At 64.3% G+C, this 25443-nt stretch carries 22 protein-coding genes; 10 read left to right on the forward strand and 12 right to left on the reverse strand.

The window, feature by feature from the left end; genetic code table 11:
- The first annotated feature begins 181 nt into the window (after window positions 1-181).
- The 3 genes from NTZ43_11845 to NTZ43_11855 are packed head-to-tail and all read left to right on the forward strand — an operon-like array spanning window position 182 to window position 4451.
- On the forward strand, window positions 182-2320 hold the full coding sequence (locus NTZ43_11845; protein MCX5767901.1) for a hypothetical protein: 2139 nt from the start codon (window positions 182-184) through the stop codon (window positions 2318-2320).
- Window positions 2317-3315 (forward strand): PorV/PorQ family protein, encoded by a 999-nt coding sequence (locus NTZ43_11850; protein ID MCX5767902.1) that lies wholly within the window; start codon window positions 2317-2319, stop codon window positions 3313-3315. The genes NTZ43_11845 and NTZ43_11850 overlap by 4 nt, the downstream gene beginning before the upstream one ends.
- Complete coding sequence (locus tag NTZ43_11855; GenBank protein MCX5767903.1) at window positions 3312-4451, forward strand: aminopeptidase; 1140 nt, start codon at window positions 3312-3314, stop codon at window positions 4449-4451. The genes NTZ43_11850 and NTZ43_11855 overlap by 4 nt, the downstream gene beginning before the upstream one ends.
- Window positions 4452-4454: 3 nt before the next feature.
- On the opposite strand, the gene NTZ43_11860 is transcribed toward NTZ43_11855, so the two are convergent.
- Window positions 4455-6533 (reverse strand): ATP-dependent helicase, encoded by a 2079-nt coding sequence (locus NTZ43_11860; GenBank protein MCX5767904.1) that lies wholly within the window; start codon window positions 6531-6533, stop codon window positions 4455-4457.
- A gap of 125 nt (window positions 6534-6658) precedes the next feature.
- Between NTZ43_11860 and NTZ43_11865 the strand changes: the two genes are divergently transcribed.
- Both NTZ43_11865 and NTZ43_11870 read left to right on the forward strand, forming a co-directional pair.
- Complete coding sequence (locus NTZ43_11865; protein ID MCX5767905.1) at window positions 6659-7450, forward strand: carboxypeptidase regulatory-like domain-containing protein; 792 nt, start codon at window positions 6659-6661, stop codon at window positions 7448-7450.
- An 82-nt stretch (window positions 7451-7532) separates the two neighbouring features.
- Window positions 7533-9065, forward strand: a complete 1533-nt coding sequence (locus NTZ43_11870; protein MCX5767906.1) for a glycosyltransferase family 39 protein — start codon at window positions 7533-7535, stop codon at window positions 9063-9065.
- A 57-nt stretch (window positions 9066-9122) separates the two neighbouring features.
- Here the strand turns inward: NTZ43_11870 and NTZ43_11875 are convergent, their stop codons facing one another.
- Window positions 9123-10256 (reverse strand): alpha/beta hydrolase, encoded by a 1134-nt coding sequence (locus NTZ43_11875; GenBank protein MCX5767907.1) that lies wholly within the window; start codon window positions 10254-10256, stop codon window positions 9123-9125.
- A gap of 323 nt (window positions 10257-10579) precedes the next feature.
- On the opposite strand from NTZ43_11875, the gene NTZ43_11880 reads away from it, so the two are divergent.
- On the forward strand, window positions 10580-12034 hold the full coding sequence (locus tag NTZ43_11880; GenBank protein ID MCX5767908.1) for a serine hydrolase: 1455 nt from the start codon (window positions 10580-10582) through the stop codon (window positions 12032-12034).
- Between the two features lie 14 nt (window positions 12035-12048).
- Window positions 12049-13191, forward strand: a complete 1143-nt coding sequence (locus NTZ43_11885; protein ID MCX5767909.1) for a serine hydrolase — start codon at window positions 12049-12051, stop codon at window positions 13189-13191.
- A 46-nt stretch (window positions 13192-13237) separates the two neighbouring features.
- On the opposite strand, the gene lipB is transcribed toward NTZ43_11885, so the two are convergent.
- Entirely contained in the window at window positions 13238-14059 is an 822-nt protein-coding gene (gene lipB, locus NTZ43_11890; protein ID MCX5767910.1) for a lipoyl(octanoyl) transferase LipB, read from the reverse strand.
- Between the two features lie 97 nt (window positions 14060-14156).
- Between lipB and NTZ43_11895 the strand changes: the two genes are divergently transcribed.
- Window positions 14157-14948 (forward strand): hypothetical protein, encoded by a 792-nt coding sequence (locus NTZ43_11895; GenBank protein ID MCX5767911.1) that lies wholly within the window; start codon window positions 14157-14159, stop codon window positions 14946-14948.
- Window positions 14949-15118: 170 nt separating this feature from the next.
- Here the strand turns inward: NTZ43_11895 and lpdA are convergent, their stop codons facing one another.
- The 5 genes from lpdA to lipA all read right to left on the reverse strand — a co-directional run bounded on the left by lpdA (window position 15119) and on the right by lipA (window position 20919).
- Window positions 15119-16522 (reverse strand): dihydrolipoyl dehydrogenase, encoded by a 1404-nt coding sequence (gene lpdA, locus NTZ43_11900; GenBank protein MCX5767912.1) that lies wholly within the window; start codon window positions 16520-16522, stop codon window positions 15119-15121.
- Between the two features lies 1 nt (window position 16523).
- Window positions 16524-17798 carry a pyruvate dehydrogenase complex dihydrolipoamide acetyltransferase gene (locus NTZ43_11905; GenBank protein ID MCX5767913.1) on the reverse strand — a complete coding sequence of 425 codons (1275 nt, stop codon included), beginning with the start codon at window positions 17796-17798 and terminating at the stop codon, window positions 16524-16526.
- A 3-nt stretch (window positions 17799-17801) separates the two neighbouring features.
- Window positions 17802-18821 carry a pyruvate dehydrogenase complex E1 component subunit beta gene (locus NTZ43_11910; GenBank protein MCX5767914.1) on the reverse strand — a complete coding sequence of 340 codons (1020 nt, stop codon included), beginning with the start codon at window positions 18819-18821 and terminating at the stop codon, window positions 17802-17804.
- A gap of 109 nt (window positions 18822-18930) precedes the next feature.
- Entirely contained in the window at window positions 18931-19935 is a 1005-nt protein-coding gene (pdhA, locus tag NTZ43_11915) for a pyruvate dehydrogenase (acetyl-transferring) E1 component subunit alpha (GenBank protein MCX5767915.1), read from the reverse strand.
- A 75-nt stretch (window positions 19936-20010) separates the two neighbouring features.
- A complete protein-coding gene (lipA, locus tag NTZ43_11920) occupies window positions 20011-20919 on the reverse strand; it encodes a lipoyl synthase (protein ID MCX5767916.1) in 909 nt (302 codons plus the stop codon).
- A gap of 281 nt (window positions 20920-21200) precedes the next feature.
- Between lipA and NTZ43_11925 the strand changes: the two genes are divergently transcribed.
- On the forward strand, window positions 21201-21428 hold the full coding sequence (locus NTZ43_11925) for a hypothetical protein (protein MCX5767917.1): 228 nt from the start codon (window positions 21201-21203) through the stop codon (window positions 21426-21428).
- Window positions 21429-21538: 110 nt separating this feature from the next.
- Here the strand turns inward: NTZ43_11925 and NTZ43_11930 are convergent, their stop codons facing one another.
- The 4 genes from NTZ43_11930 to NTZ43_11945 all read right to left on the reverse strand — a co-directional run bounded on the left by NTZ43_11930 (window position 21539) and on the right by NTZ43_11945 (window position 24939).
- The gene (locus tag NTZ43_11930; protein ID MCX5767918.1) at window positions 21539-22501 is read right to left on the reverse strand and encodes a hypothetical protein; all 963 of its coding nucleotides are present in this window, start codon (window positions 22499-22501) and stop codon (window positions 21539-21541) included.
- Window positions 22498-23262 carry a DUF3108 domain-containing protein gene (locus tag NTZ43_11935; GenBank protein MCX5767919.1) on the reverse strand — a complete coding sequence of 255 codons (765 nt, stop codon included), beginning with the start codon at window positions 23260-23262 and terminating at the stop codon, window positions 22498-22500. Before NTZ43_11935 ends, NTZ43_11930 begins: the two co-directional genes overlap by 4 nt.
- Window positions 23263-23336: 74 nt before the next feature.
- Complete coding sequence (locus NTZ43_11940; GenBank protein ID MCX5767920.1) at window positions 23337-24101, reverse strand: glycosyltransferase family 2 protein; 765 nt, start codon at window positions 24099-24101, stop codon at window positions 23337-23339.
- A gap of 112 nt (window positions 24102-24213) precedes the next feature.
- Window positions 24214-24939, reverse strand: coding sequence for a gamma-glutamyl-gamma-aminobutyrate hydrolase family protein (locus NTZ43_11945; GenBank protein ID MCX5767921.1), 726 nt, complete (start codon window positions 24937-24939; stop codon window positions 24214-24216).
- Here NTZ43_11945 and NTZ43_11950 point away from each other — a divergent pair.
- Window positions 24920-25443: hypothetical protein (locus NTZ43_11950; GenBank protein MCX5767922.1), on the forward strand; the 524-nt coding region annotated here is incomplete at its 3' end. The genes NTZ43_11945 and NTZ43_11950 overlap by 20 nt on opposite strands.

Consider the following 25443-nt stretch of genomic DNA (forward strand, 5'->3'; position numbering starts at 1 on the left):
GGCGAGCGCCTCGCTGTCAAAGTTATAGATGGGGTGGTATTGAATAGCTAATATGTTGTATAGCAACGAGTTAGCCAGTATTGGCAAGATATCCCGGCATTGCCGGAGTGGCGGCGCCCGGTTGGCGCTCGCTTTGGCGTGCGCTGTGGGGGGGCTGGGATGCCGGACGGATCGGATTTCGGTGCCTACGTCGGCGGCCTATTCGATCACCGTTGTAAGCGGCGACAACCAGCGCGCGCCCGCCGGATCGGTGCTTTCTGAGGCGCTGACCGTGCGGGTGGTCGATGCGGATGGCGCGCCGGCGAAGGGGACGCGCGTGGTGTTCCGCGTGGTTCGCGGTGCGGCGGGCGGGTCGGCACTGGTGGACAGTGTGAGTTTGGCGGGAGTGGACGGTGCGGCGTCGGTACGCTTGCAGGTGGGAAGCACGAGCGACACCACGCTGGTCACGGCATTTGTGTGGCCGCTGATTTCGCATGCGGTGACGATGCGCGCGATTGCGACGGCGGCGCCGGTGCTGGCCACGGCGCCCACCGCGATTGCTGCGAACGATACGATCACGCTTCGAGGGCGTGGCTTGGCGATCAGTGGCGCTACGCCGACGGTGTTATTCGGCTCGGAGCGCGCGAATGCGCTGGTCGCCAGTGGCGACACGTTGCTGCGGGTGATCGTGCCGCCCTGTTTGGCGTCTGGGCCCGTGGCGCTTCGCGTGTCGTGGGGGAACGTGACGACGAATGCGCTCTCGGCCACGTATGTCGGGGCGTCCGTGTCGGTGGCGCTTGCGCCGTATCAGGCGATGCGCGTTCCAGGGGCGGAGTTGGCGAGTTGTCTGCGGTTGCCGGCCAATGCCACGTATCTCGTGGTGCCGCAGTTTGCGTCAATCGGGTCGGGGGATTCGCTCGTGGCGTGGCGGCTTGGATCGACGCCGTCGGCGAGCGGCGCCGACGTGCGCTCCAGTGCGATGCTGAGCGTACCGACGAATAGGGTCCAGCAGCAGTTTGACGCATTTCTGCGAGCTCGTGAGCGGCAGATCGCGCCGCAGGCGGCCGCGGAGGCCGCGATGCGGCGGGCGCAGGGCGTGTCGTTCCAGACGGTGGCAGCGGTGCCGCCGGCGGTGCGGTCGTTTCGCGTGGTGGCGGCGCTCGATGGGTCGCGCTTTGCCGATGTGGGCGCCCGTCTTCGGTACGCGGGAACGCACCTTTGGGTGTACACCGATACCACCGAGCGCGCGTTCTCAGATGCAGAATACCGGTCGCTCGGTGTGCTGATCGACAAAGATCTGTATCCGATTGACGGCGCGGCATTCGGCACGGAATCGGACGTGGACAACAACGGGCATGTGATTGTGTTGTTCACCTCAGTGGTGAACGCGATGGTAGACCGCGCGGACTGTGGGCAAAAAGGGTTCGTCACGGGATTCTTTTTTGGGAATGACCTTCTGCCGTCGAGCGCGAACTCCAATAAGGGGGAGATCTACTACTCGATGGTGCCCGATTCCACGGCGCGGTACAGCTGCGAACACACCGGCGCGTATGTGTTGAAAACGGTGCCAAGTACGTTCGTGCACGAGATGCAGCATATGATTTCGTTCAACCAGCATGTGCTGGCGCGCGGCGGGGAGTCGGAGGTGACCTGGTTGAATGAAGGGCTCAGTCATCTCGCCGAAGAGTTGGGGGCGCAGCTCTTTGAAGCGCGCTTTCCATACCCCACTGGGCGGACGTCGCCCGAGCAAATATTTCCGGATTCAGCAGGGCCGTTTATTACGGCGAATCTCCTCGACGCGTACGTATATCTCTCGTTTCCGCGCGGCCATTCGGTCACGAGTTATATCGACGCGGGCTCGCTGGAAGATCGCGGTGCGAGTTGGCTCTTTCTGCGCTGGTTGACTGAGCAGAAGGGGGACGGCCTTCTCTCGCGGCTGGTGCAGACGTCAAAGACGGGGATCGGCAATGTGGAGTCCGCCACGGGCGAGACCTTTGGCGCGATGTTCGGCGATTTCAGCCTCGCGCTTTTCACCGATTCGCTCCCTGGGGTGCCGCGCGCGGCGGTGGCGCCGCGGTATCGGTTTGGGCGCCGTAATCTTCGGGCGTTGATGGCGCGTCTGGCGATTGCTGATGGGTTCTCCAATCCATGGCCTTTGCCGCTCTTTGATTTGCGCACCGGGGGGTCACTCTCGACGGCGATGTTGCCGGGGACGATGACGCACACGCTCTCGCGAGCGTCCACGGCGAGTGCGATCACGTTGCGGTTTTCGCGCCCTGATCTTTCGTCGTTCAGTAGCCGAGATGGGGCGCAGGTGAGCATTTTTCGGTTACCTCCATGATGACGCGACGGTTGTGCACGCTGATGTCGACGATGGCGCTGATTACGGCGCACGTTTTGGCGCCCGTTTTGGCGCCTGCGCTGGCGCATGCGCAGGGCGCGTCGCAGGCGGCGGTGTTTCTCACGCTCCCGTCTAGTGCGCGCGGCCTCGCGCTGGGCGACGGATGGGGCACGGTGGTCGACGGCGGCGATGCGCTCTTTTTTAATCCGGCCCAGCTCTCGCGAGTGCGCGGCGCGGATGTGTCCGCGTCGCTGCAGCGCTATGTGATGGGCACAACGCTCGGCGCGGCGAGCGTTGCAACGCCGCTGGGGCGTGGCGTGGTGGCGTTTGGGGTTCGGTTTGTGGACTATGGATCAACGGACGAAGTGGTGCTTTCGTCCAACGCGACGCCGGAGCAGGGGGTGCCGACTGGCGCACAGGTGACTGCGCAGGACGTGGCGCTCTCACTCGGCTACGGAGTGGAGTTTGGCGAGGCGATACGTTGGCGTGTGGGAGCGGCGCTCACATGGGCGCAGCAGCATGTGGCGGCGGTGTCGGGGAGCGCGGTGGCGGCGGACGTCGGCGTAGCGCTCACGACCGCGGCTGGCTGGGATTTCTCGGCGGCGCTACAGAATGCTGGGCCGCGGCTCACGCTCGGGGCCGTGACGGCGCCGCTGCCGCTCACCTGGCGTGTTGGTGCGGCACTGCCTGCGGTGCGTACCACGCGCGCGACGTTGCGCCCGATAGTTGAAGTACGCCAGGTGCGCGGCGACGATGTGACCGGTGTGCTCGCCGCGGAAGGAACGTGGCGCGCCTCGGCGCAGGCACCGTTGCTGGCCGCGCGCATTGGGTACGCGCTGCGCAGCGCGACGAACGACCGCTCACCGCTTTCGTTGGGCGGCGGACTCTCGCTCGGTCGCCTCACAGTGGACTATGCGTACGAAGGTTTTGAGTTGCTTGGCGGTGCCACGCACCGTGTGGGGCTGCGGTTCGCCGCCGCGCCTCCGGTACGGTGAGCGAGCGCCGTCGCTTGGTACGCACGCGGTGGGGCACCGTGGGACTGACGCTGTTGGCGATTCTGGCTGGCATCGCGTTGCTGGTGGTGGTGACGCCGATGGGTCGTTACCTCGCGCGGGGCGCGTGGGCTGAGGCGGGGATTCTCGCACGCCGCCGGTCGATCGACGCGATGGTGCGCGACAGCGCCACGGTTCCGGCGGTGCGAGCCAAGTTGCAGCTCGTGCTCGAGGCCCGGCGTTTTGCTGTGGACTCGCTGGGGCTTCCCGCAAAGAACGCCTTTACCCAGTACACAGCGTTGGAGCACGACACGCTCGTACTCGTGCTGTCGGGTGCACATCCCGATGCGCTGCGTGCGGTGACGTGGTGGTTCCCCGTAGTGGGACGCGTGCCGTACAAGGGATTTTTTGATTTTGCGCTGGCGCGGCGTGCGGAAAAAGAACTCGCGGCGCAGGGCTTTGATACGTATTTGCGGCCGTCGCCAGCATTTAGCACGCTCGGGTTTTTCAACGACCCTCTGCTCTCGACAACCTTGGGCTCCGATTCGCTAGAGATCGTGAATACCGTGATTCACGAGCTGACGCACAATCGCTTTTATGCGGCGGGGGAAGCGGTGTTCAATGAGAGCTTCGCGAATTTCTCAGGTGCGCGCGGCGCAGAGCGATTCTTCCGTGCGCGTGGCGATACGGCGCGCGCGCGGCGGGTGGCTGCGCGGTGGGCAGATGATGTGCTGCTCGGCGATGTATGGGCGCGGACCTACGACACGCTCGACTCTGCGTTTCGCGCGCATCCGGGTGACGCCGCGCGTGCCGAGCGACTGCGTGCCCGCGACACCGTGTATGCAGCAGCGCGTCGGTGGCTCGTCGATTCGGTGGCGCCGCAGTTGCGCACCATTGATGCGCGGTATGCGTCTCGCGTACGACTCGACAACGCCGCGCTGATGGCGCGTTTCATTTACGCGACGGGGCTCGGTGAGTTCGAGCAGGTGCTCGCGCGCGAGGGCGGGGACGTGCGCCGAGCGTTGGATCGCGTGATCACGGTGGCCGGTGCGGCGGATGTGGCGGCGGCGCGGAGTGACACCGGTGCTGTGAGCGGTTCGCGCGCGGCGGTCCGTGCGTGGCTCGCGCGTACGCCCTAAGCGTTACGCGCCGAAGCGGCCGCGGAGCATCGCGCGCAAGTCGACGACTGGCGGCTGGGCCGCGTCTGGGGCGGGCGTGGGTGCGTCTGGGTTATCGACGACGACGCGTTGCATCATCTCGCGGACGCCGCGATCGAGAAAGCGCGAGATCTGATCAATAGAGTAGTCCGCGCTACGCCGCGAGTCGTACACGTTGAGCGGATACGTGACGAACAGATGGTTGCGTGCGCGGGTCGTGGCCACGTAGAGGAGTCGGCGCTCTTCGTCGATCTCGTCGTCGCTGCCGAGGGCGCGGGACATGGGGAAATACCCATCGACGGCCCAGATGACGAACACGGCGTCCCACTCGCGTCCTTTGCTACTGTGCGCGGTACTGAGCACGAGGACGTCGTCTTCGCTGTCGCTGCCAAAGCCGAGGTCTTGGGTGGCTTGTGGCGGTTCGAGCGCGAGGGCGGAGAGAAAGGCCGCGCGGCTGGGATAGCCAGCGGCAATGGTTTGTAGTTGGTCGAGATCGGAAAGGCGAGGCTCCACGCGGTCGTAGCGTTCGCGGAGGATGTCGTCGTAGAGGCGTCGCACGCGCGCGATCTCCGTGCTCACAATGCCATCGGCTTCGGTGGGATTGCTCCGGAGTTGATCGAGCAGTTCGACGAGGGCTGCGTGCGCCGCGCGGGCGCGCGGCGGCGGCACATAGCGGCCAAAGGCCTCTGACGTCCAGGCGAGTGCCGCCATGGATTCGACGGCGCCGCGCGCGGTGACTTCGCCGATGCCGGGCATGAGTTGGAGGAGGCGATACCAGCTGACTTCGTCACGCGGGTTTTCGAGCACGCGCAAAAAGGCGAGGACGTCTTTGACGTGCGCCGCCTCGAGAAATTTGAGGCCGCCCCATTTCTCAAAGGGAATGCCACGCGCGGTGAGTTCGATTTCGAGATCGGCACTCATGTAGCCGGCGCGGAAGAGCACGGCCATTTCGCGCAGCGGCGTGCCTTCTTCGTGCAGTTCGAGAATGCGATCAACCACAAACCGCGTTTGCGCTGGCTCGTCGTGGGCGGTGACGAGCCACGGTTTTTCGCCACCGGTGCGGTGCGTGAAGAGGTTCTTGGTGTAGCGCTCTTCGGCTCGCGAGATGAGCGTGTTGGTGCAATCGAGAATGGGCTGGGTGGAGCGGTAGTTTTCCTCCAGCGGAACCACGGCGGTGCCTGGGTACTGTTGCGGAAAGTCGAGAATGTTGCGGATGGTGGCGCCGCGGAATGAGTAGATGCTTTGCGCGTCGTCGCCAACCACCGTCAAGTTTTGATGCGTGCGGCACATGCCGCGGAGGATGCGCGCCTGCAGGTGGTTGGTGTCCTGATATTCGTCCACCAAGATGTGGTCGTAGAGGCCGGCGATCTGCTCGGCGAGCGGGCTCTCCGATTCGACGAGCATCGCCCAAAAGAGCAGGAGATCGTCGTAGTCCACCAGATTGCGTTCGGTTTTGCGCTCGGTGTAGTCGGCGAAGATGCGGGCGATGTCTTCTTCGAACTCGCGGAACTGCGGGTATTCCTCGTTGAGGATCGCCGGAACCGGATACTCCGTGTTCACATGGCGGGAATAGACGTGATGCAACGTTTCCTTTTTGGGGAAGCGCTTTTTCTTGTCGCCGAGGCCGAGCTTGCCGCGCGAGAGTTGCATCAGGTCCACGGCGTCGCCTTGGTCCATGATGGTGAAGCCGTGCGGGAGGCCGGCGCGCTCGCCGAAGCGGCGGAGGAGACGATGCGCGGTGCCGTGGAAGGTGCCGCCCTGCACGCTCCGGCTGACGCTCCCGACGAGCCGTTCGGCGCGCGCCAGCATTTCCTGTGCGGAGCGTCGCGTGAAGGTGAGGAGCAGGATGCGCTCCGGCTTGATGCCGCGCTCGAGCAGATGGGCCACGCGATGCACGAGGGTGCGCGTCTTTCCGGTGCCCGCGCCGGCGATAATCAGCAGAGGGCCATCGGCGTGCGCGGCGGCCCGCGCCTGCGCCTCGTTGAGGCCGGCAGCGAGTTCATTTTTCTCGCGCGGCTCCACCGTTCGGGGGCGTTGCGGGTACACGCGGGCCTCGTCCGTCATGCAGCAAATATACTCCGGTTCGCCGCTGGCCTTGCGCACCGGCGTTTGGCGGAGAGCTTTATCGCAGCTCCCCCCAGCGTTGGGCGCCACGTGGTGCGCCCGCAGTGCAGCTCTTCGGAGGCGATGTGCGCTTTCCTCTTGTGTCGGTCGTGGCGGCGTGTGTGGCCGTCACCCTGTGTGGTGCCGATGCCCGTGGCCAGAAGGTCACGATCGTGCACGGGATTGTCACCAACATCAATGGGGTGAAGCTCCCTGGTGTTGAGGTGACCATCCAGAACACCGCGCTTCGCGTAGTGACCAACGATTCTGGCGAATATCGCATCGATGACGTCCCGGCAGGGCGTGTGCGCGTGTACGCGCGCCGCCTCGGCTTCAAGCCGCTCGACAAAGGGGTGAAAATCGCTGAGGGCGAGGCGCGGCAGGTGGATTTTGACCTCGAAGGCATCCCCGATATGCTCGACTCGGTCAAAATCTTTGGCCGGCCGAGTAGTAGCCGCATGGCGGATTTCTACAATCGGCGCGCCATGGGGCTCGGGGCATTCGTGACACGCGATGAGATCGATCGCCGCCATCCGAGCAAGCCCACCGATATGCTCCGCATGCTGGCCGGAGTGCGGGTAGGCACGGCGGATCAGTTCGACCGGCCCTCGGTCACGATGGGGCGTCAGCCGTTGCAGGCGCAGTCGTTCACGCGCAATCAGTCCTCGGCGTCGGTGTGCCGCGTGAACTACTACGTGGACGGCAACTGGATGCCGACCGGGACGTTCCACATCGACGACCTCTCGCCGTCAGCGATCGAGGGGATTGAGGTGTACCGAGGCCCCGCCGAGACGCCGGCCCGATTCCGGCAGCGCGAGACCGCGTGTGGGCTGATTGTGATTTGGACACGCGAGCCACCCCCGAAAGAAGGGATGTAAGCTCGGGGAGGGAGGCGATCCCCCGCGGCCGCGCTATCGGTGCGGGGGCGCAACAGGCGATATTTGGCGCGTGCTGCGATCCATGCATTCCCACCTGACGCGTGATCCGCGGAGTACGGCACTCGCCGTCATCGCGGTCGGCCTGCTCGTGCGCTTTGTGCTCGCGGGCACGGTGGGACTTGGTGTGGACGAGTCGTACGTGATCGCGGTGGCGCGGCAGCTGTCGCTCTCGTACTTCGACCATCCGCCGCTACATCTCTGGCTCGTGGGGCTGACCGCGCGGCTCACGCAGAGTGAGGCCGGTGTTGTGCTGCGACTGCCCTTCGTGCTCTGTTTTGCGGGCACCACCTGGATGCTCTTCTTGCTGACCGCCCGCCTCTTTGACGAATGCGCGGGTGCGTTCGCCGTGGTGCTGATCAATGTGTCGGCGGTGTTCAGTCTGAGCACGGGCGGCTGGGTCCTCCCGGATGGCCCGCTGATGTTCCTGATGGTGGCGGCGGCGCTCGTGATTTCGCGCATCCTGTTTGATGACGAAGCCTCACTGCCAGGCGGTGCGACGCTCCAATGGATGCTGGCGGGGCTGCTGACTGGCCTGGCAACGTTGTCGAAATATCACGGCGTGTTTGTCCTTTTTGGTGCGACACTCTTTCTGCTCAGCAGTGCGCGACACCGCCGGTGGCTCGCCACACCCGGGCCGTACCTCGGCGCACTCGTGGCGGCTGTCTGTGTGCTGCCGGTGCTGCTATGGAACCGCGAGCATGCGTGGGCGTCATTTGTGTTTCAGGGCGCGCGGGCCACGGGGACGGGCGGTGTGCACCCAGTGGCGATGCTCTCGAACATCGCAGGGCAAATGGCGTGGGTTCTACCGTGGATCTTTGTGCCACTCGCCGCCGCGCTTTGGCGCGCCGCGCGCACAGGCCCGCGCGACAGCGCGCGTTGGTTTCTCCTCTGCTTAGCCATCGGGCCGATTGCGGCGTTCACCTTGATCGCTTTGCGCGGCGATGTTGGCTTGCCGCACTGGCAGGCGCCGGGGTGGTTGTTTGTATTCCCCGCGCTTGGTGCTGCCGCTGCCGAACGAATGGAGCGCGATGATCGCACCACGCGCCGTTGGTTGCGCTGGAGTGTGGGCGGCTACATCGGTTTGATTGCGGTGCTCGCGTCGCAGGCGAACAGTGGTTGGATGGTGCGTGTGGCGCCGAGCGCGTTTACCAAGGATGACCCCACCACCGATCTCCTCGACTGGCGCGAAGTGCGCCCCGCCCTCGAGGCGAACGGATGGTTACCGGCTGGAGGATTCGTAGCCGCGCCGAGTTGGATTCAGTCCGGCAAGGCGGCCGTGGGTGTGGGGCCGGACTGGCCGGTGCTCTGCCTTTGCGCCGACCCGCACCACTTTCGGTATACGCAAGATGATCGCCGCTGGCTCGGCCACGACGCGGTGCTGCTCGTGAAGCACAAAGAACGAGATGATGTGGTGGCGAAGTTCTCGCCATACTTCACGTCCGTCACTCTTGCGGGGCAGGTGCCGTTGCATCGGCATGGGGTGCCGGCAATGACCGTGGACGTGTACAAGGCGTCTGGGTTCCGGCAGCTCTACCCAACCGATCAGTCGCGATAACGCGCCCCGTAAGAGTTGCGTGCTGTAGCGTATCGGAGCGTACTCTCGCTCGCGAGGTTACTTCGGATCGCCGCGAAAACGATAGAACGTGAGATCGCCGCGTTTCACCGCGAGCAGGCGCCGATCCACCGGTGATTTGCCGTCGTGCAGGAGCACGGCGAGATCGGAGAGGAACCCCTGATTGCCAAAGAGCGTATGGCCGAGCGCGTCGCCGCGTACGCGAGTGGCGTCGATGGTGTCCATGCCGTCAATGACGGTGAGCGAGTCGCCGCCGAGCCCGAGGCGCCAGACGCCGTTCACGGAGCGAGAGGCGCGGAGGGCTTCGTCGTCGCTCGAGGCATAGAGCGTAACTCGCGCTGCGCGCGGCAGGAGTAACGGCGCGATTTCGCGGCGGAAAACCCGTGCGTCTAAATCAGGGGCGGCGAAGACGACCTGCTCAAAGCGCGGGAGCGGCGCATCCACAGCGGTGAGCGACAGCGCTTTGGCGATCACTTCGCTGCCCATCGAGTGGCCGAGCAGGTGGACGTGGTCTGGCTTCGCGAGCGGCAGGACGCGCGTGAGAAGCCGCTGGAGATAGAACCCCGCGTTGCGCGCCGTCTGCTGGTCGCGCACGTAGGCGGTGACGGAGGCCGCGCTAGGCCAGGAGAAGAGAATCACGGTGCCGTCGAAGCCGATGTCGGCCGCGACCTGTGCGGCGCGCACGGCGGCGTCTTCGAACGAGACGTTAAAGCCGTGGACAAACACGAGCACGTCGCGTGCGTGCGAGAGGGCGAGATCGTCGGCGACGCGCTGCACAAAGCGGTTGGAATCAGCGGCGATGACGGAGGTAACGAAGAATTCTTTCTTGGGGTCTGGGCTATAGTTGATCGCGCTGCGCAGCGAGCCCGGGCGCGGGAGTTCGCCGATGCCGCGCACGGTGTAGGGCGGCACATTCACGCCGACGGCGGCGTACTGGAGTTGATCGGCGTCGTCGGGGCCAAAGCGATCGCCCGGACGTTCAGAGTTCACGGAGCGGCGCGAGGTAGCAACGAACACCGTGATGCGCGCCGAGGCGCTGTCGAGCGCCGCGTACGACTTTGCGGCGGTGGCGCGCGGCACGGCTTCGGGAAGTGGTGCGGCAACCGGCGGAACCGGCGCGGCACCGCCACAGGCGGCCACGAGGATGGTGGCGAACAGCAGGCTGCGTGACATTCGGAGGAGTTCGAGCTGGGAATGGTGAGGATTTTGGCCCGCACCGGTTGGCGCACGCCGGAACGGAATGCCGGCGCCTTCGCCTTCAAGATACCGCATTCAAACCTTCGTGGCGCTCCCACTATCTCACAGCAGGGTAGTGGGGCTCGCTCTGGGCCGTGTAACGACCCTACTTCCTCTCGGGGAGTGGCGCGCGCCGGTGCCACGCTCCCTCTCGGAAATAGTGTTCGCTCTCTGTTGGTGCTACATTCGTGCCAGTTGACCGCTCCGTCGCAGCGCTCCCACCTCCTAGGCCCATGTCAATTTCCTATCGTTCCTCTGTTGTGTTCACTGCGGTTCTTGCGCTTCTCGCGTGTGGAAAGAACCAGAGCCCCGCCGCCGCCTCGGCATTTTCGTTGCGCGTGGACAGCCTGGTGGCGGAAGCGATGCGCGACGGCAAAGTCCCCGGGCTCGCTGTGACGATTGTCCGCGGCGATTCCGTGATTCACAGCAAAGGCTACGGGTTCGCCAATCTTGAGCAGAAAGTGCCGATGACGGACACGACGCCCGTTGTGATTGGCTCCACGAGCAAGACTTTCACTTCGTTTGCGATGATGCAGTTGGTGGATTCGGGGCGTGTTTCCCTCGACTCCACGGTCGGGCACTATGTGGCGATGCTCGGCGCACCGGGGCATGCCAACGCGCAGCTGTCAAAAGCGGCCGATGCGCGCTTTGGAAAAATCACCGTGCGCCACCTCCTGACCAACGTGACGGGCATTCCCGCCGGATTCTCGGGCAACCCGTACGAAGTGCAGGACACGAGCACCGGTGCACTTGAACGTGTTGTGCGTGACGACATGCTCCCGCGGCCGCTCGATTTTGCGCCAGGGTCGGCGTACCGCTATTCGAATCGTGGCTTCTCGCTGGCGTCGCTCGTGGTGCAGGATGCGTCGGGGCAGTCGTATGAGGACTACATCGCGTCGCACATCTTTGCGCCGATCGGGATGCGTCACAGCACGGGGCGCTTCTGGGAGGGCGCCGCGAAGGGCATGGTGCAAGGCTATCGCGAGTCGGTTGAGGGGAAGCCACTTCCGCGCAATCCGTCGCTAGGCCGCGAATGGACTGGATCGGGGATGATTCTCTCCACGGCGAGTGATGCCGCTCGTTTTCTGCAGACCATCATGGCTGGGGGCAAGGCGCCCAATGGCACGCGCGTGCTATCAGAGGCGAGTGCCGCTGAACTGCTCCGTGGTCAGCAAAAGGCGGAGTCGGAGCTGGGTGGCCCAACCACGTACGCGCTCGCCTGGGAAATCACCACCGACGAAGGCGGCAAGACGGCGCTGAAAGGTGGAAGCGTCGGGAGTATGGGCTCGCTGTTCTTCATGATGCCGGAGCAGAAAGTCGGCATCGTCCTCGTCTTCAACGACATCGACTACGGCAAGGTGCAGCTGCTGCAGAATGTTTTGAAGCTGCTGAAGGGGTTGCCGGTGGCCGCCTACGCCTCGTTCCCGGCGCACAAGCCCGTGGCCGCCAACGGATTTGCGATGAAGCCGGAACGCCTCAGCGCGTTCGCTGGCGACTGGGACACGATGTCGGGACTCATGCATGTGGCCGTGAAGGGCAACGCGCTCGCCGGCCGTCACGAAGGCAATGACATTACGCTCGAGCCAGCGTCGGATTCGTCGTTCGTGGTTCGGAGTGTGTTGGCGGAGCAAGAAGGGCGCGCCATCGTGATCAAGCGGTGCGGCACGCGGATGTGCATGTGGATTAACGGCGACTCGAGCGCGGTGCGGCGGTGAGCCGGGTGCTGGCCGTGCGTCTGCGCGCCGCCGCCGTGGTGGCACTGCTGGGGCTTGCTCGTGTGAGCGGGGCACAATCCGCTCCCGCGTGCACGCCGAGCGATGCATCACGTCGCATTGAACAGCGTTTGCAACAGCTGATTGATTCCGTGGTGCGCACCACGCCGGACGTACCTGGCGTCGCGCTCACCGTGCTCGCGCCGGCGCGGTGTGTTGCGTGGAGCGGTGCGGCGGGTGTTATCGACCGCACCACGCGCACGCCGCTCACGCCGGTAGTTCCGCATCGCATGGCCAGCAACACCAAGACGTACACAGCGGCTGCCATTCTCCGTCTGATGGAAGAAGGACGTTTATCGCTCGATGACCCAATGACGCGCCACCTCCCAGCGGAGGCACTCGCACCGCTCCGTCGCGACGGCTACGACGTAGACCACATCACGCTGCGCCATCTCCTGACACACACCGCTGGCATTTACGACTACGCGATGGACGAACACTTCGTCTACATCGTGACGCACGATCCGCTCCATCGGTGGACACGCGCCGAACAAGTGGACTCGGCGATGGTCTGGGGACAACCGTATGGTGCCCCAGGTGCGCTGTTTCACTACACGGACACGGGATACATCCTCCTCGGACAAATCGTGGAGCGTTTGACGGCGCAACCGATGGCAGCGGCCTTCCGTTCGCTACTTCACTTCGAGGCACTCGGGCTTTCGTCGACCTGGCTCGAGACGATGGAGCCTCGGCCCGCCGGAGTGCCCGATCTCGTCCATCAGTACATGGGCGAGGTGGACACACGCGGCATCGATCCGTCGTTCGATTTGTACGGCGGCGGTGGACTCGCGGCGACCACCCTCGACATGGCGCGCTTTACGCGTGCGTTATTCGCCGGTGGTGTGTTCTCGCGCCCATCCACTATTCAGGCGATGATCACGCTGCCCACTGGGATTGTGAGCGAGCGCGTGTACGCGCTCGGCATCGGGCGCGCTGTAGTAGGCGGGCACATGGCGTGGGGACACACCGGATTCTGGAACACGTTCTCGCGACACTTTCCGGCGGAGGATATCACCATTGCCGGATCGGTCACACAACAGGAACGGAACGCGCTGTCGCGCGCGCTCGAACAGGCGGTGATGGCGATCGTCACGCCGTAGCTCGGCGGCGGTCAGACGGTGTCGGTGATTGGCGCGCAGGGGCGCGTTAGGCCGAGGGACGCGCGGCCGCTTCCAACGGTTCCATCACCGACTCGTCTGCCTCGGTCGGCACGAGCGAGAACACCTCGCCCGCCGCCCGCACGACCGCGCTCCGGACCTCAGCGCCGAGCGATGCGGTGGGCGATGCGGTGGGCGATGCGGTGGGCGATGCGGTGGGCGATGCGGTGGGCGATGCGGTGGGCGATGCCGTGGGCGATGCGGAGGGCGCACCCGCCGTGGAGCTGCGAAGCAGCTCCTGCTCCACCGACGTCATCGTCACCCCCGCAATACCGCACGGCACCATGAGATCGAAATACGAGAGATCGGTGGTCACGTTGAGCGCGAAGCCGTGCCAGGTGACCCACTGCCGCGCGTGGACGCCGATGGAGGCGATCTTGCGGCCGCTCGTCCAGACACCGGTCTGACCTACGCTGCGTTCGCCCACGATGCCCAGCGTGCCGATGGCGCGCATGAGCACGTCTTCGATTTGCCGCAGGTACCAGTGCAAATCGAGTTTATGGCGATTGAGATCCACAATCGGATATCCAACAAGCTGCCCGGGGCCGTGAAAGGTCACGTCGCCGCCGCGCTCCACGTCGAACAACTCGACGCTGCGCGCCGTGAGCAACTCGGGCGTAAAGAGGCGATGCGATGGATCGCGAGCCGCTCGGCCGAGCGTGATGACTGGCGGGTGCTCCACGAGCAGCAGGAGATCCTGCGTGAGCGATCCGTCGAGGCGCGCGCGGGCGGCGGCGCGCTGTAAATGCAGCACGTCCGTGTAGGAACGGGTGCCGAGGTCGGCGACGAGAAGGAGGCGCTCAGAAGTCACGACTACAATCTAGCGTGGCAGGGCGAGCGCGTGGCGACGTCTTCCGGACGCGGACGCCACCGGTAGCTTTCACCGGAACCCGAGCCCGAGTGTGCGCATGCGTTTCCTTCGTTTCGCCTCATCCGCGTTACTGATTGTGCTGGCGTTGGCCACGCCGCTGTTCGCGCAGCCGGTCGTGCCCACGACCGGTGCTGATATCCTCGGCCGCATGCGCAGCGCCTTCGGCGGCCGCTGGTACTCCACGCTGACTTTTGTTCAGAAGACCACCCTCCGCCGCCCCGATGGCGGTGACACGGTGCAGACCTGGTATGAAAGCATCCGCTACACACCGGCGCGTGGGACCGTGCTGCGGATTGATGTTGCGCCGCTCTCCGGCGGAAACGGCTCGCTTTCCACGTGGGACTCAACGTACACGGTGCGCGGAGGGACACTCGCGTCCACGCGGCCGACCGGGAATCCGTTCCTTCCGTTCATTGAGAGCGTCTACCTGCAGCCGGTGGAGCGGACCGTGCGCGAAATGGCGCCGCTCAAGATCGATCTCTCCAAAGTGCGCACCGACCGCTGGGAAGGGCGGCGCGCTTGGGTGGTAGGGGCAGCGGCCGGCGACTCCGTGAGTCCACAGTTCTGGGTGGACGATGAGCGGCAGGTGGTGGTGCGCATGATCGTGGAGTCGGGGGCTGGGCGGCCGCCGCTCGACATCCATCTGCTCGGCTATGTTCGCGTGGGCGAGGGATGGCTTGCCACGAAGATCGAGATGTACTCGGGCGGAGCGAGGCGGCAGGGGGAGGACTACTCGGACTGGAAGGCGGGGATGCCGTTGGCCGCGGAGTTATTTGAAGCGGGGGCGTGGCGCAGCGCGGCGCACTGGGCGAAAGGGTACGACAAGTAGTTTTCGACCGTTGTCGGTTGAAAAAGGCGGGGCCGGAATCGGGGTGCGATTCCGGCCCCGCTTTACTTGATCGTGGTTTTCAGTCGTTTACGGTTGGCCGTTTGCCGTTTTCCGTTTTCCGTTTGCCGTTTGCCGTAAACCGGCAACGACCGGCAACGACCGACAACCTCCTACGCGTGAATCATCCGGCCCATTGCGTCGAGGGTGGCTTCGGCAATCGCCTCGCTGAGCGTCGGATGTGCGTGGATGGCCAGTTCGATTTCCTCGACCGTAAACTCATTCTCGCGCGCCACGGCCAGCTCGTGAATCATTTCCGTGGCATGCGCGCCCACGATGTGCGCGCCGAGGATTTCGCCGTACTTCACGTCGCGAATGATCTTCACGAAGCCTTCGGTCTCACCTGAGGTGCGGGCGCGGCCGTTGGCGCTGAAGGGGAACTTGCCCACCTTGTACTCGAGCTTCTTTTCCTTACACTGCGCTTCCGTGAGTCCGATGCTCGCGACTTCGGGATGGCAGTAGGTGGCGTTCGGGATGTTGCCGTAGTTCACCGGGTGGAAGTGCACGCCCGCGATCACTTCGGCGACGATCATCCCCTCGCGCTCGCCCTTGTGGGCGAGCATCGGCGGGCCGGCGACGTCGCCGATGGCGTAGTAGCCCTTGACGCTCGTCTCCATCTTCTCGTTGATCTTGATGAAGCCGCGCTCATTGGTGGCGATGCCGACTTCCTTGAGGCCGATGTTCTCGATGTTCGGCGCGCGGCCGGCGGCGACCAGCACCTTCTCGGCTTCGATATCCTGCTTGGCGCCGTTGGCGTCCACGCTGAACGTGACCGACGACTTGCCGATCTTAGCGCCGCTCAGCTTGGCGCCCACAATCACGTCGATGCCGCGCTTCTTGAAGCTGCGGCCGACTTCGGCGCTGGAGTCTTCATCTTCGAGCGGGAGAATGCGCGGCGCCACGTCAATGAGCGTCACCTTGGTGCCAAACGCATTGAACACGTCGGCGAACTCGCAGCCCACGGCGCCGGCGCCGACGATGGCGAGCGTCTTCGGTGCCTTCTCGAGCACGAGCGCTTCGTCCGACGAGATGACGGTTGTTTTATTGAGTTCGAGCCCGGCCTGCGGGAGCCCCTTCACGCGCGAGCCGGTTCCGATGACTACGCCCTTGGTGGCCGTGTGCGTCTCGCTCTTGCCGTCGGCCGTCGTGACCTTCACCGACTTGTTCGGCCCAAGAAGGCCCGTGCCCTTAATCCAAGTGATCTTGTTCTTCTTGAAGAGGAACTCGACGCCCTTGCTGTTCTTGGTGCTGATGTCGCGCGAGCGCTTCATGGCCACACCAAAGTCGGTCTTCACCTCGCCGACCATCACGCCAAACTCGGCGGCGTGCTTGACGCGGTTGGCGATGCTCGACGCTTCGAGCAGCGCCTTGGCGGGAATGCAGCCCCAGAGCACGCAGGTGCCGCCGAGCCCTTCGCGCTCGATGACGGCCACGGTGAGGCCGAGTTGGGCGGAGCGGATGGCGCCGACATAGCCGGCCGGGCCGCCACCGAGAAAGATCACGTCAAAGGATGCCATGCTAGTGCACCAGCAGCAGAGGGTTCTCAATTAACCGACGAAGCGTCTGTAGAAACTTAGCACCCACCGAGCCGTCAATCACGCGGTGGTCGCAGCTCATAGTAACCCGCAGCTTCTTGCGAATCTCAAAACCACCGTCAGCCGCGACCACCGGTTTGTCTTCGATGGCGCCGATGGCCAAAATGCCGACTTCGGGCGGATTGATAATGGCCGTGAACTGATCAATCTGCATCATACCGAGGTTCGACACGGAGAAGGTCGAGCCCGTGTATTCCTCAGGCTTGAGCTTCCGCTCGCGGGCCTTCTTGGCGAGATCCTTGCTCGCGCGCGAAATGGCGCCGAGCCCCTTTTCGTTGGCGTCAAAGATCACTGGCACAATCAGCCCATCGTCGGTGGCGACGGCCATGCCGAGGTGCACGCGATTGTGATAGCGAATGGAATCGCCGAGCCAGTGCGCATTTACTTCCGGATGCTGCGTGAGTGCGGTGGCGGTGGCTTTGAGAATGATGTCGTTGAACGAGACTTTGAACTCGTCGCCCAGCTCAGCGGCTGCCGCGCGCATTTCGGCGGCGCGGCTCAAGTCGAATTCGGCGGTGAGGTAGAACGTCGGGATCGGGCCGATGGATTCCGCGAGACGGCGCGCGATTGTCTTGCGGATTTGCGTGAGCGGAATGTCCTCGAAGTCGGCGCCGCTGGCGGCGCGCGTCGGCGCTGACGGCTTGGCCGGCGCGGATGTAGCGGCGGCGATGGCTTCGATGTCGCGCTTGACGATACGGCCATTCGGGCCGGAGCCCGTGACGCCCGAGAGGCTAAGGCCGCGGTCATCCGCGAGCTTGCGGGCGAGGGGGCTGGCAATGGTGCGGCCTACAGCGGACGCAGAACCGAGCGACACGGTGCTGCTCGCGCTGGCCGAGCTTGGCGCGGCGGCGGGTTGGGCAGCGCCAACGCGCGGCGCTGCACTGGTGGCAGGGGCACTAGCCGGGGAAGCGGCCGGAGCCGCAGCACCCGCGCCAGCCACCAAGGCGCTCACATCTTCGTCTTTGGCGCCAATCACACCCACCAGAGTTCCAACGGCAACCGCGCTCCCTTCCTGCACGAGCTTGGCGCGCAACACGCCGTCGCCACGGGCGACGAGCTCCATGACCGCCTTATCCGTTTCGACTTCGGCCATCACGTCGCCGTGCTTTACGGCGTCGCCTTCGTTCTTGAGCCACTTCACCAGTCGCCCTTCTTCCATCGTGGGCGAGAGTGCTTCCATGAAAATCTTGGTCGCCATCGGTTAGGCCTCGAGGTACATGACTTTCTTCACCGCCGCGATGGTCTTGGCGAGATCCGGCTTGGCCGCCTTCTCGAGCGCTTTGGCGTACGGCATGGGGACGTCCGCCTGGTGCACGCGCACCACTGGGGCGTCGAGATCGTCAAAGCATTCACGCTGGATGTAGTCCACCACCTGCGCGCCAATGCCGCAGATCTCCCAGCCTTCTTCGAGCACCACGGCGCGATTGGTTTTGCGCACGCTGGCGTAAATCGCCTCGGTGTCCATCGGGCGAATGGTGCGGAGATCCACCACGTCAATGTGAATCCCTTCCTTTGCGAGCTGATCAGCCGCGTTCATGGCCACGAGCACCATCTTGCCGCTGGTGATGATCGAGCAGTCGCCGCCTTCGCGCTTGAGATCGGCCTTGCCGATGGGCACGAGATATTCTTCGTCGGGCACTTCGCCCTTGGTGTTGTAGAGCATTTCGCCTTCGAGAAACACCACCGGGTTGTCGTCGCGGATGGCGCTCTTGAGCAAACCCTTAGCGTCGTACGGCGTCCCTGGCACCACGACCTTGAGCCCCGGGATGTGGGCGAGCCACGACTCAAAGGCCTGCGAGTGCTGCGCCGAGAGCTGCAACGCGGCGCCGTTAGGGCCGCGAAACACAATCGGCATGGGATACTGGCCGCCGCTCATATACAACATTTTCGCGGCGGCGTTCACCACCTGGTCGATCGCGAGCAGCGCGAAGTTCCACGTCATGAACTCAATGACCGGGCGCAGCCCAACCATGGCCGACCCGACGCCAACGCCCGCAAAGCCGAGCTCGGTGATGGGCGTGTCCACCACGCGCATCTCGCCGAACTCTTCGAGGAGTCCCTTGGAGACTTTGTACGCGCCGTTGTAGGCCGCGACTTCCTCACCCATGAGGAAGACGCGGTCGTCTTTGTGCATTTCTTCGCGTAGGGCTTGGTTGAGCGCGTCGCGATAGGTGATTACGGGCATGGTATTAGAAGCGAGTAGACGGTAGGCAGTACACAGTAGGCAGTAGACAGCGGGCGGCGCGTGTGATTTGCGAGTGGTGGTCAGTCGTTGACGGTTTACCGTTAACGGTTAACTGTCAACCGACAACTCGCAGTTGTAGTTGCCGTCAGCCCGAGGTTGTTTCTACCAACACATCCTCGTACAACGACTCCAGCGGCGGTTCCGGGCTCGCGTCGGCAAAATCCCACGCGTCCTGCACGACCGCTGCGATGTCCTGTTCCATCTCCTGCACCATGGTGTCGGAGAGTGTCCCCTCGTCCTCCATCACGGCCTTGAGCAAGTTGATTGGGTCGCGCTTCAGATACTCCTCAAGCTCGGCCTTGGTGCGATACGTGCCGCTCACTGCGTCGGACATCGAATGGCCGACGTAGCGGTAGGTGCGCACTTCGAGCAACGTCGCCTCGGAGTTCGCGCGGGCACGCGCAATGGCTTCGGCGGCCGCGGCGCGCACGGCCATCACGTCCTGCCCGTCCACGACGGCGTTGTGCATGTTGTACGTGTCGCCGCGCTTGTACATGTCCTTGATGGACGACGACCGGCTCACCGCCGTGCCCATGCCGTAGCCATTGTTCTCAATCACAAAGACCACCGGCAACTTCCAGAGACCGGCCATGTTCAGTGATTCGTGGAAGGCGCCATTGTTCACGGCGGCCTCGCCCATAAAGCAGATCATGACTTGATCGCCGCCACGGTACTTGATAGCAAAGCCGACGCCGGCCGCGATGGGCACATGCCCGCCGACGATGCCGTGCCCGCCGAGGAAATTCACATTGCGGTCGAACAGGTGCATCGAGCCGCCTTTGCCCTTGCTGCAGCCATCCACGCGGCCAAACAGCTCGGCCATTACGCTGCGCGGCGACATACCACGCACAATGGCCTGCCCGTGATCGCGATAAGTAGTGATGACGTAGTCGTCGTCGCGCAGCTGCGCGATGATGCCAGTGCTGACGGCTTCCTGCCCGATATACAGATGGCAGAACCCGCCGATTTTTCCGAGCGCATAGGCCTCGGCGACTTTTTCTTCAAAGCGCCGTTGCAGGAGCATCGCATGGAGCAGCTCCTTGTGCAGCGCGGCATTGGAGCCGTTTTCGGATTTCTTCTTTGGAGGCATGACGGAATCGGTGTTTGGTAAAGCGAAAAAGAGCGGAGGGGAACGGGCGAGCGACGCGATGGCGAAAGTGCGGCGTTAGACGCCCGCGGCCTGTACCTGCTCCCAGGCGTGATAGCTGCTACGCACGAGCGGAGCGCTCTCGACGTGCTTGAACCCCATCTTCATCCCCTCTTCATAGAACATGCGGAACTCGTCGGGGGTGACGTAGCGGTCGAGCGCGATGTGCGCACTGCTCGGCTTCAGATACTGCCCGAGGGTAAGGATGTCGACATCCACGGTGCGCAGGTCGCGCATGGTGTCGAGCACTTCTTCGTTGGTCTCGCCCATGCCGAGAATGATTCCCGTTTTCGTGGGAGTATCCGGCGACGTGCGCTTGGCGAAGCGGAAGATTTCCTTCACGCGCTCGTAGCGGCCACCTGGGCGCGCCTTTTTATAGAGGCGCGGCACCGTCTCGGTGTTGTGATTGTAGATCTCCGGCCGGGCCTCGAGAACCATGCGGATGGAGTCTTCGTTTCCCTGAAAGTCGGGGACGAGCACTTCCACCGAGCAGCCGGGGACCTTCTCGTGCACCAGGCGAATGACTTCGGCAAAGACCCACGCGCCAAAGTCGGGGAGGTCGTCGCGATCCACGCTCGTGATGACGAGGTGGCGGAGTTTCATTTTTTCGGCCGCTTCGGCTACGCGCGCCGGCTCGGCGGGGTCGTACTTGGGCGGGCGACCGTGGGCCACCGCGCAGTAGGCGCAGTTCCGGGTGCAGACATCGCCGAGGATCATGAAGGTGGCGGTGCCGTGATCCCAGCATTCTCCCACGTTCGGGCAGCGGGCCTCTTCACATACGGTATGGAGGTCCATTTCGCGCATCATGTTCTTGAGGCCCAGATAGCCGGTGCCACCGGGCGCCTTGACCTTGAGCCAGTTGGGCTTGCGATCAGGGAGCGGATCGGCGCGGTGCCTGCCGAGAATCTGATAGAGATGGTCGGTCATTCCAGATGGAGCGAGAGGGGTGCCGAGCGCGTGCATTCCAGTGCCAGAAGTCGAATCTAGGGATGGTGTTAGCCCTCCGCCAGAGCATAGTAACCATCGTAAATAGAATAGAAGGTTACTCAATTCCAAGCGCTGTTCGGCCCTATCTCGGCGGTTATCAAGTAGAGGGGACGGTGGGCGTTTCCACCCCCACCTCGGCGGCTCCGGCGGAAGCCGTAGCCAGCTGAAACGCACGCCCCCAAACTTCCGTAAGGACCAGTGACTCTCTCGAGGACATGGCAATGCTACGCACGCTATTCATGATTGGCCTCATGGCGATCGTCGGGCTCTTTGCGCTGAAGATTGTCTTTGGCGTGCTGGCTGGGCTCTTAGGCGTTTTTGCTATTGTGGCGATTCTCGCCATCAAGATTCTGTTCTGGGGCGCCCTGATCTACTTCATCCTTCGCATCGTGAGCCCGAGTACGGCACGGTCGCTGGAGGACAGGTTCTCGGGGAGCACCCACTCGTGAGCTAAGCCGCGCGGCCCGACCCGGATCGGAGCGCGCGAGAACGCAGAAGGGGCACGGCCGCATTGGCCGTGCCCCTTCGTGTATGCATCCGCGAGCTCCGCCAGGAGGCGTTAGCCTCGCTCCAGTTCCTCAACCACGGCCCACGCGAGGAGCGGCACCATAATCTCGTGGTGGCCCGTGATCGCGTAGCCTTTGCCACTGTCCATGGTGGGGCGCTGCACCACGTTCACCTGCGGGCGATAGTGACGCTGCATGTCGAGGTCCACCGTCACAAAGCCCTGCGGTTTGCCAGCGTTCACATTGCGCGCTATGGTGAGCGCCTTGAGGAACACCTCGGGCATGATCACCGCGCTGCCACAGTTGAGTACCACGCCGCCGTCATTGAGCGTTTCGATGCTCGCCGCGAGGCGGCGGAAGTCGCGATGGCTGGTGTCGCCAATCGCAGCGCCGCTGGCCGCGGGATGTTGATGAATAATTTCCGCGCCAATCGCCGCGTGCACGGTCACTGGGACGCCGAGCTTCCACGCGTTGAGCACCACGGAAAGTTCGGGATGTGCGAGGGCTGGCTCGGCATTGAGTGCTTCCGCGACGGCCTCGCCCATACCGTGCCCCGCCGCCGAGCCGCGAATGAATGCGTCATTCATTCCGCGGCCCGTTTCTTCAGCCATGCCGAAGGTGCCATCGCGAAGACCGGCGGCCACATCTTCCGACGTGCCGCCAAAGCGGGCGATTTCGTAATCGTGAATGGCGGCGGAGCCATTCATAGCGAGGTGCGTAATGACGCCGCGGCGCATGAGATCAATGAGCACCGGCGCGAGTCCGGTTTTCACGATGTGCCCGCCGAGCATGACGATCACCCCTTTGTTCGCGCGCTTGGCGGCGGCGAGCGCGGCGACAACGGCGCGGAAGTCGCGCGCGACGAGGACGTCGGGGAGCGCCTTCACGAATGCGGCAAAGGAGCGGTCGGGGCCTGGGGGCGCGCTGAAGTCTTCGGCGCGCACTTTGTTGGGGCGAGCGCCCACCGGTACGGTGCGGACGCGCGACAGATCGGTTTCGCGTGGGGTCTTGCTCATCGTCCCGACTCCGGACCAAGCGGTGGTAGCGTGGACTTTTTGAGGAACAGACCGAGGGTGACGAACGAAAACTTGCTCTTCATCTGCAATAGCATGTGGCGCGGATCATCAGAGAGCCAGAGCTCGGCCATGCCATCCTGCGAGAATATGCCCTTGGTGCGGATAATCGGCTGAATGACGATCGCGTCGTAGGTGCCGGCGGGAACCCGAATGCGCTCTTTTCGGAGCACGCGCACAATGACGGGGTTCCCTTCGGGATTAAAATAGCGATTGAACTCGTAGCTCTTGCCGACTTCCAGCGGGATGGTGCGGATGAAGAAGAAAAACGACGCGTCGTCGAGCGGCTGCGCGACGCTTTTTTGTTCCGGCTTGCCGTTCTGTTGAAAGATTCCGCGTTCGGGAAAAATTTCGAAGGTGCGGGTGGGGTGGTAGTTCCCCTCGGAGAGCTGCTGCACGAATCGCAGGGACGACAGCGTGGCGGTGTCGATCCAGCTGTAGTAGCTGTCGCTGACCCGATAGAACGGGATCCCGCCGGTGAGTGCGAACTGCAGCTTCCACGCGGTGCGTCCGCGCACGGTGTCGAGGCCAACCACCTGAATGCGTCCGAGCCCAGCGGTGATGCTATTGAACTTGACGTCGTATTCGAGGTACTCGCCGGTGGCCCACGGGACGCCGGTGCGCGTCGTACCCAAGGGCGCGACGGTCGGCACCACGGCGGCGGCTTCGGTGGCTCGCTGTGCGCTCGCGTGTTGGATCGGCACCAGACCTACAGCAACGGCGGCGCACACCAATAGCAAAGCGCCGATGGCGGCGCGGGCCTGCACGGACACCGTCCTCAGACGACCGGGCTCGGCGTGCGGCGCGACCGCGCGGCCCAACCGCGCTTGACGAGATCGACCGCATCCGGCCACGGGCGCACGCGGCTCTCGCGCGGCCGAACATCCCAGCGGGCTTCGAGCGGCACGGTTTCAACGCGACGCGCCAGTCGCATGGCCGCACGCAACGATTCGGCGTTGATGGCCCACACGGGCGCGTCGCTCATCGGCTGGTCGCCGTTTTCCTTGAGCAGGTCGCGCACCACGGTCACGCGCATCAGGCGGAAGCCGCTGAACGGATCCTGTACGCCGGGCACGGTGAGGAACGAGCGAATGGGCCACAATGCACGCAGGTAACGCACGGCGCGGGCAAACTTGCGCACCGGTTCAGGCGCCGTGGCGCCGAGCACTCGGTCAACGATCACCGCGTCGGCACCCCCTTCGAACCGTTTGACGAGTTCCGGGAGATGCTCGGGGAGATCGGTGAAATCGGCCTGCATGAGCACCACCGCGTCGCGACGCGGATACTTGGTGCGGTCGCTCGCGGTACGGAACAGGGCGTCAACCGCGGCCGCGTAGCCGCGGTGATCCTTGCGGCCAATCACCGTGATGGGCATCACCTTGGCGTACGGGGCGAGGGCCTCGCGTGTGCCGTCGGTGCTTCCGTCGTCATATACGATGACTTCATACTCGCGCGAGTACTCCTGGAACACCTTGCGGATGCGCCAGAGCAACACGCCGACGGTCGGCGCTTCGTTATACGAGGGGATGCAGATGTACAGCACGGGGCCTTTGGAAGCGAAGTATCAAAGTTAGAGCGCGTGTGGGGCTGGGTGTAGTACTTCGGCCCGCTATTCGAGGGTCCCCTAACCCGTGCGTGCGCCCCTTGGGGGTTGGCTACGGCTGCAAAGTGCGCTGAAAGCGCGCTGCCTGCTCCGCAAAGGCGCGGAAGATCCCGCGCTCCCAGCCCATCACGTCGCGGGTGAGATCTTCGGGGTGCCATTGCACCGCGAGCATCCACCAGCCAGGGTCGGTGCTCTCGAATCCCTCAATTATCCCGTCCGGCGCGGTGGCGTTCACGAAGAGCCCGGGCGCGACGCGATCCACGCACTGGTGGTGGTATGAGTTCACGTCGAGGGTGGTGACCCCCATGGCGCGCGCCAGTGTGCTGTCGGCAATCACGGACACGGAGTGGCAGCGTCCCACCGCGTGGTCGGGCTGATCGTGGCGGATCTCGGAGGGCCGTAGCGAGGGAATGTCCTGCACGAGCGACCCGCCGAGCGCGACGTTGATCAGCTGCATGCCGCGGCAGATGGCGAGCACGGGCAGTTGCCGTGCGCGAGCCACTCGGAGGAGCTCAAGTTCGGTGTCGTCGCGCAGGACGTTGGGGGCCTGCGTGGCGGCGTGGGCGGTGGCGCCGTAGCGTCGGGGGTCGACGTCTTCGCCGCCCGTGAGGAGCAATCCGCAGGCGCCGGCGAGCAGTCTGGCGGCCTGCGACGGGTCGCTCAGCGGTGGGATGAGCATCGGGGCCAAACCTGCGCCCTCCGCTGACCGTACATAGTTCAGGGAGAGGCGCACCCGTTCGGCGTCGGCAGAAGCACTAATGGCGACAATCGATGGCATTCTCTATCCTACACCATTCTCCTTCCCACGCCTACTGCCGATGTTTGATTCGCTCAAAGACGCCATTCAGGATCTGCTCCAGGGCCGGGTTGCCCCGGCCGACCGCCGCGCTGTGATCGCCGACATGAAACGGGCGATGGCGAGCGTCAAACTCGGCGTCACGGACGTGCGGGAACTCGCGGAACTGACCCGCCAAAAGCTGACCTCCGAGCGGGAGTCACTGGCCACGGTCCAACGCCGGAAGGCGCTCGCCGCCGGCATCAACGACGCCGAGACGGTGGCGATTGCCGAGAAGTTTGAGACGCAACATTCCGAACGTATTGCGGTGTTGGAGCGCAAACTGGACGTACAGGAGGCGGAAGCCGCGCTAGCCGAAAAAGAACTCGGCGAGATGATGACGGCGCTCAAGGCGGCGTCGGCGGGGGCGGGCAGTGGGCTCGGCCCCTCTGGGCCGACGGACGAAGAGCTCGGCCTTCGTGACGACACCAAGTTGCACGCCGAACT

It is taken from the genome of Gemmatimonadota bacterium (genome assembly GCA_026387915.1).
Taxonomy (GTDB): Bacteria; Gemmatimonadota; Gemmatimonadetes; order Gemmatimonadales; family Gemmatimonadaceae; genus Fen-1231.

What these genes read in the sequence shown, in the direction of transcription:
- NTZ43_11895 (MCX5767911.1), top strand. Translation starts at nt 14,157, where the DNA reads ATGCGTTTCCTTCGTTTCGCCTCATCCGCGTTACTGATTGTGCTGGCG.
- NTZ43_11930 (MCX5767918.1), bottom strand. Translation starts at nt 22,501, where the DNA reads ATGAGCAAGACCCCACGCGAAACCGATCTGTCGCGCGTCCGCACCGTA.
- NTZ43_11875 (MCX5767907.1), bottom strand. Translation starts at nt 10,256, where the DNA reads ATGTCACGCAGCCTGCTGTTCGCCACCATCCTCGTGGCCGCCTGTGGC.
- NTZ43_11905 (MCX5767913.1), bottom strand. Translation starts at nt 17,798, where the DNA reads ATGGCGACCAAGATTTTCATGGAAGCACTCTCGCCCACGATGGAAGAA.
- NTZ43_11925 (MCX5767917.1), top strand. Translation starts at nt 21,201, where the DNA reads ATGCTACGCACGCTATTCATGATTGGCCTCATGGCGATCGTCGGGCTC.
- NTZ43_11860 (MCX5767904.1), bottom strand. Translation starts at nt 6,533, where the DNA reads ATGACGGACGAGGCCCGCGTGTACCCGCAACGCCCCCGAACGGTGGAG.
- NTZ43_11850 (MCX5767902.1), top strand. Translation starts at nt 2,317, where the DNA reads ATGATGACGCGACGGTTGTGCACGCTGATGTCGACGATGGCGCTGATT.
- lipA (MCX5767916.1), bottom strand. Translation starts at nt 20,919, where the DNA reads ATGACCGACCATCTCTATCAGATTCTCGGCAGGCACCGCGCCGATCCG.
- NTZ43_11870 (MCX5767906.1), top strand. Translation starts at nt 7,533, where the DNA reads ATGCATTCCCACCTGACGCGTGATCCGCGGAGTACGGCACTCGCCGTC.
- pdhA (MCX5767915.1), bottom strand. Translation starts at nt 19,935, where the DNA reads ATGCCTCCAAAGAAGAAATCCGAAAACGGCTCCAATGCCGCGCTGCAC.
- lpdA (MCX5767912.1), bottom strand. Translation starts at nt 16,522, where the DNA reads ATGGCATCCTTTGACGTGATCTTTCTCGGTGGCGGCCCGGCCGGCTAT.
- NTZ43_11945 (MCX5767921.1), bottom strand. Translation starts at nt 24,939, where the DNA reads ATGCCATCGATTGTCGCCATTAGTGCTTCTGCCGACGCCGAACGGGTG.